The sequence below is a fragment of the Halomonas sp. genome, assembly GCF_041689495.1.
Taxonomy (GTDB): domain Bacteria; phylum Pseudomonadota; class Gammaproteobacteria; order Pseudomonadales; family Halomonadaceae; genus Halomonas.
Genome location: NZ_JBDNGD010000473.1, coordinates 1 through 4,778, shown reverse-complemented (window position 1 = coordinate 4,778; position 4,778 = coordinate 1). Strand labels below are relative to the sequence as shown.

5 protein-coding genes are annotated in these 4,778 nt (G+C 65.7%); all 5 read left to right on the top strand.

All coding sequences use genetic code 11. The features are described from left to right. Nucleotides 1-795, top strand: a 795-nt coding sequence (locus ACESMD_RS14450) for a cobalamin-binding protein (protein ID WP_372614359.1), incomplete at its 5' end; no start/stop codon positions are given. Nucleotides 796-804: 9 nt separating this feature from the next. Then, on the top strand, nt 805-1,773 hold the full coding sequence (locus tag ACESMD_RS14445) for a FecCD family ABC transporter permease (RefSeq protein WP_372614357.1): 969 nt from the start codon (nt 805-807) through the stop codon (nt 1,771-1,773). Then, a complete protein-coding gene (locus ACESMD_RS14440) occupies nt 1,773-2,540 on the top strand; it encodes an ABC transporter ATP-binding protein (RefSeq protein WP_372614355.1) in 768 nt (255 codons plus the stop codon). Before ACESMD_RS14445 ends, ACESMD_RS14440 begins: the two co-directional genes overlap by 1 nt. 63 nt (nt 2,541-2,603) lie before the next feature. Next, nucleotides 2,604-3,215 (top strand): cob(I)yrinic acid a,c-diamide adenosyltransferase, encoded by a 612-nt coding sequence (gene cobO, locus ACESMD_RS14435; protein ID WP_372614353.1) that lies wholly within the window; start codon nt 2,604-2,606, stop codon nt 3,213-3,215. An 11-nt stretch (nt 3,216-3,226) separates the two neighbouring features. Continuing rightward, nucleotides 3,227-4,666, top strand: coding sequence for a cobyric acid synthase (locus tag ACESMD_RS14430; protein ID WP_372614361.1), 1,440 nt, complete (start codon nt 3,227-3,229; stop codon nt 4,664-4,666). Nucleotides 4,667-4,778: the final 112 nt, after the last annotated feature.

Below are 4,778 nucleotides of genomic sequence, written 5' to 3'. Positions count from 1 at the left end.
GACCGCGAGGTCTGCCTGGAGGCGGCGGCCGAGCGCATCGCTACCCTGTCCCCGGGTGCCACCGAGCTGACCTTCGCCGCCGGGGCGGGCGACAAGGTGGTGGCGGTGGTCAGCTACAGCGACTATCCACCCGAAGCGAAGGAGGTTGCCTCCGTGGGCAGCCACACGCGCATGGATCTGGAGGCCCTGGTCACGCTGCGCCCGGATCTGGTGATCGGCTGGGTGACCGGTAACCCGGCCGAGCAGCTCGAGACCATCGAGGCGCTGGGTATACCGGTATTCTATATCGAGCCCCGTGATATCGAGGGTGTGGCCAGTGCCATCGAACGACTGGCGCAGCTGGCCGGTACCGGGCAGGCGGGAAGCGTGGCCGCCGAGGACTTTCGCGAGGGCATGGCGAGGCTCGCCGCTGATTACCGGGATGTCGCGCCGGTGTCGGTCTTCTATCAGGTCTGGGATGAGCCGCTGATGAGCGTCAACGATGAGCACCTGATCGGCCAGGTCGTGGCAATATGCGGTGGCGTGAATGTCTTCGGCGGGCTGTCGCGTCTGGTACCTCGCATCGATGATGAAGCGGTGCTGGCCGCCGACCCTGAGGCGATCATCGCCGGTGGCATGGGCGAGGAGAACCGTCATTGGCTGACCCACTGGGAGCAATACGACGATCTCACTGCCGTGACGCGTGACAACCTCTTCTTTGTGCCGCCCTCCTTGATTCAGCGGCCGACTCCCCGACTGCTGGAGGGCAGCCGGCTACTCTGCGAGAAGCTGGAGGTGGCGCGTGGCAGACGGTAACCCGGCCTGATGCGTCAGCTGAGCCTGCCCCTGGGCGTTCTGCTGTCGGCGTCGCTTATATCATTGGTACTGTCGATCAGTGTCGGCAGCGCCAGCGTGGCGTTGCCGGAACTTTGGTCGGTGCTTGGCGGCGGCGGAGAAGCCCTGTCGCGCACCCTGATCCTCGAGCTGCGACTGCCGCGCTCGCTGTCGGCCTTCGCCGTGGGCGGGTTGCTGGCGGTGGCCGGCGCGCTGATGCAGGTGCTGCTGCGCAACCCTTTGGCTGACCCCTATGTGCTGGGGCTCTCCGGCGGTGCGGCTGTGGGGGCTCTGGCGGCAATGCTGGCGAGCATGGGTGGTCTGGTGATCTCCGGCTCGGCGTTTGCCGGGGCGCTGGCCTCGACGCTGCTGGTGTTCGGCCTGGCCCATGGAACCGGCAGCTGGACACCCTCGCGTCTGTTGCTCACCGGGGTGGTGGTAGCGGCGGGGTGGGGCGCAGTGATCACGCTGATGCTGGCGTTGAGCCCCGCCGACCGGCTGCCGGGCATGTTGTACTGGCTGATGGGCGATCTCTCCTATGCACGCTCTCCCTGGCCCTCCCTGGCGCTGCTGCTGGTGATTTGCCTGCTGCTGATTCCGCTGGGGCGAAGCCTCAATGTCCTGGCTCGAGGGCCGATGCAAGCCGCGGCGTTGGGAGTGGCGGTTCGGCCGCTGGAATGGAGCATCTACATTGTCGCCAGCCTGCTCACCGCCATGGCGGTCACCGCGGCCGGCAGTATCGGCTTCGTCGGCCTGGTGGTGCCGCACATGCTGCGCCTGCTGCTGGGCAACGATCAGCGGCTGATACTGCCAGCCTGCGCCTTGGCGGGCGGTACTCTGCTGGTGCTGGCGGATACCCTGGCACGGACCCTGATCGCCCCTGAGCAGTTGCCCGTCGGGGTGATTACTGCGCTGCTGGGGGTGCCCACTTTCCTTTACCTGCTCTACCGGAGCCGTTGATGAGCCGCCTCGAGACCCGAGAACTGGTGATCGATGTGCCTCGACGGGATGATGGCAGAGCTCTCTCGTTGAGTCTCGAGCCAGGGCAGGTGTGGGGCGTACTGGGCCCCAATGGTGCCGGCAAGACCACCCTGCTGCATACTCTGGCTGGTTTGCGTCCTCCACGTCGCGGTGAGGTGCGCCTCGATGGCCAGCCGCTGGCCAGCCTGGGTCGTCGGCAGGTGGCGCAGCGCCTGGGACTGGTCTTTCAGGACAGTCAGGACGGCTTTCCCGCCACGGTGCGCGAGACGGCCCTGATCGGACGCCATCCCTGGCTGTCGCCGTGGCAGATGGAGGGCGGTGCAGATCTGCGCCTGGCCGAGGCAGCACTGTCGCGCCTGGATGTAGGTCATCTGGCCGATCGGCTGGTGAGTACGCTGTCCGGCGGCGAGCGTCAGCGGCTGGCGATTGCCACCATCCTGACCCAGGCGCCGCGGCTCTGGCTGGCGGACGAACCGACGAACCATCTCGACCTGCACCACCAGACCGCCGTCATGTCGCTGCTCACCGAGCAGGCGGCGCAGGGCCGGGCGGTGATGATGTGCCTGCATGATCTCAACCTGGCGGCGCGCTGGTGCGACCAGCTGTTACTCATGTACCCCGATGGCGAGGCCTGCTGGGGGTCCCGCGAGAATATGCTGGTACCCGAGGCCCTGGAACGTCTCTATGACCAGCGCCTGGCCACGGCCGAAATCGATGGTGCGCCGGTATTCGTTGCTCTGCGATAGAAGCGTACTTATTCGCCGGACTTTCCGAGAGCAGTCACCGAGAACTTGAAAGGAGTTTCCAGGATGCGAGACAACGCCAAGGACCCCGAACGTCATGCCCGGCGCATGGCCGCCAAGCAGAAGATCATGCAGGCGCGCATCGATCACGCTCAGAAGGAGCAGGGCGTGCTGCTGGTGCTTACCGGCCCCGGCAAGGGCAAGAGCAGCTCCGGCTTCGGCATGCTGGCACGCGCCCTTGGCCATGGCATGAAGGTGGGCGTGGTGCAGTTCATCAAGGGCAAGTTCAGTACCGGCGAGGAAGCCTTCTTCCGCGACCTTCCGGGCGTCGATTACCACGTCATGGGTGAGGGCTATACCTGGGATACCCAGGACCGCGATCAGGATGTCAGGGCGGCCGAGGCGGCGTGGGAGAAAGCCAGCCGCATGCTCGCCGATGACCACTACCAACTGGTGCTGCTCGACGAGCTGAATATCGCTCTGCGTCATGACTACCTGGACCTCGATCGGGTCCTCGACGACCTGCAGGCGCGTCCGGCGATGCAGCATGTGGTCGTCACCGGGCGTCATGCCCCTCAGCAGCTGATCGAGCTGGCCGATACCGTCACCGAAATGAAGGTGGTCAAGCACGCCTTCAAGGATCAGGGGGTCAAGGCGCAGAAGGGCATCGAGCTTTGAGTCGCACCCTGATGATTCAGGGCACGACCTCGGATGCCGGCAAGAGCACCGTGGTGGCGGCGATCTGCCGAGCACTGTCGCGGCGGGGGGTGTCGGTGGCGCCCTTCAAGCCGCAGAACATGGCGCTCAACAGCGCGGTCACAGTGGACGGTGGCGAGATCGGCCGCTCCACCGCGCTTCACGCGCTGGCCTGTGGCATCGAACCCCACAGCGACATGAACCCGGTGCTGCTCAAGCCCGAGAGCGACCGTGGCGCTCAGGTGATCCTGCGCGGCCGGGTGCATGGCCATATGGATGCCCTGGACTATCACGCCTACAAGGCCGAGGCGAAGCGCTCGGTGATGGCTGCCTGGCAGGCGCTGTCGAGCCGTTTTGACGTGATCATCGCCGAAGGGGCGGGCAGCCCGGCGGAGATCAACCTGCGCGACAACGATATCGCCAACATGGGCTTCGCAGAGATGGTGGATTGCCCGGTCATCCTGGTCGGCGATATTGACCGTGGCGGGGTCTTCGCGCAGCTGGTGGGCACCCTGGAGCTGCTTTCGGCCTCCGAACGGGCGCGTACCCGGGGCTTCGTGATCAACCGTTTTCGCGGCGATATGGCGCTGCTGCAACCTGGCCTTGACTGGCTCGAGGCGCGTACCGGCAAGCCGGTATTCGGCACCCTGCCCTATCTGCAGGGCCTGTTGCTGGATGCCGAGGACAGTATCGGACACGAGGGCAGAACCTCGGGTGAGCCGGCCTTGCGGGTCGTGGTGCCGGCACTGCCGCGGATCAGCAACCACAACGACTTCGACCCGCTACGCTTGCACCCAAGGGTCGAGCTCCGCTTTGTCGGCCCGGATCAGGCGATACCGGCCGCCGACCTGATCATCCTGCCGGGCAGCAAGAGCACCCGCAGTGACCTCGACTGGCTCCGGCGCCAGGGCTGGGAGGCCGCGTTCCGGCGCCATCTGCGCTATGGCGGTAAGGTGCTGGGTATCTGTGGTGGCTTCCAGATGCTGGGCATGGTGATCGACGACCCGGAGGGCCTCGACGGCCCGGCCGGCTCGACGCCGGGGTTCGGCCTGCTGGAGATGACCACCCGGATGGTGGCCAGCAAGCAGCTGCGCAATGTCAAGGGCCGACTGCTTCCCGAGAATGTCCCTGTCGCCGGTTATGAGATCCATAACGGTGCCAGCGAGGGGCCGGCCCTGGCGTATTCCTTCTGTGACCTGGACGGGAAACCCGATGGCGCGATCAGCGACGATGGCCAGGTGATGGGCACCTATTTGCATGGCCTCTTCGACAATCCCCAGACCTGTCGCGCCTTGCTGGCGCGCTTTGGTCTGACGGATGATGGCGGAGAGGTGGACTATCCTGCTCACCGCCAGCGCGAGCTCGACCGCCTGGCCGATTTACTGGAAGGTCACCTGAACATGGTGGAGCTTCACTCCTTACTGACGTCCTGAAGACTCTCCAGGCAAGTGTCCCGCAAAGCATCCCGGATCATCGCTGATCACGCATTCCACCCCCCAGGTCCATTGGTGGGCGAAAGCCGCGGGATCGTTGGCCGTGTAGCAG

What these genes read in the sequence shown, in the direction of transcription:
- ACESMD_RS14445 (WP_372614357.1), top strand. Translation starts at nt 805, where the DNA reads ATGCGTCAGCTGAGCCTGCCCCTGGGCGTTCTGCTGTCGGCGTCGCTT.
- cobO (WP_372614353.1), top strand. Translation starts at nt 2,604, where the DNA reads ATGCGAGACAACGCCAAGGACCCCGAACGTCATGCCCGGCGCATGGCC.
- ACESMD_RS14430 (WP_372614361.1), top strand. Translation starts at nt 3,227, where the DNA reads ATGATTCAGGGCACGACCTCGGATGCCGGCAAGAGCACCGTGGTGGCG.
- ACESMD_RS14440 (WP_372614355.1), top strand. Translation starts at nt 1,773, where the DNA reads ATGAGCCGCCTCGAGACCCGAGAACTGGTGATCGATGTGCCTCGACGG.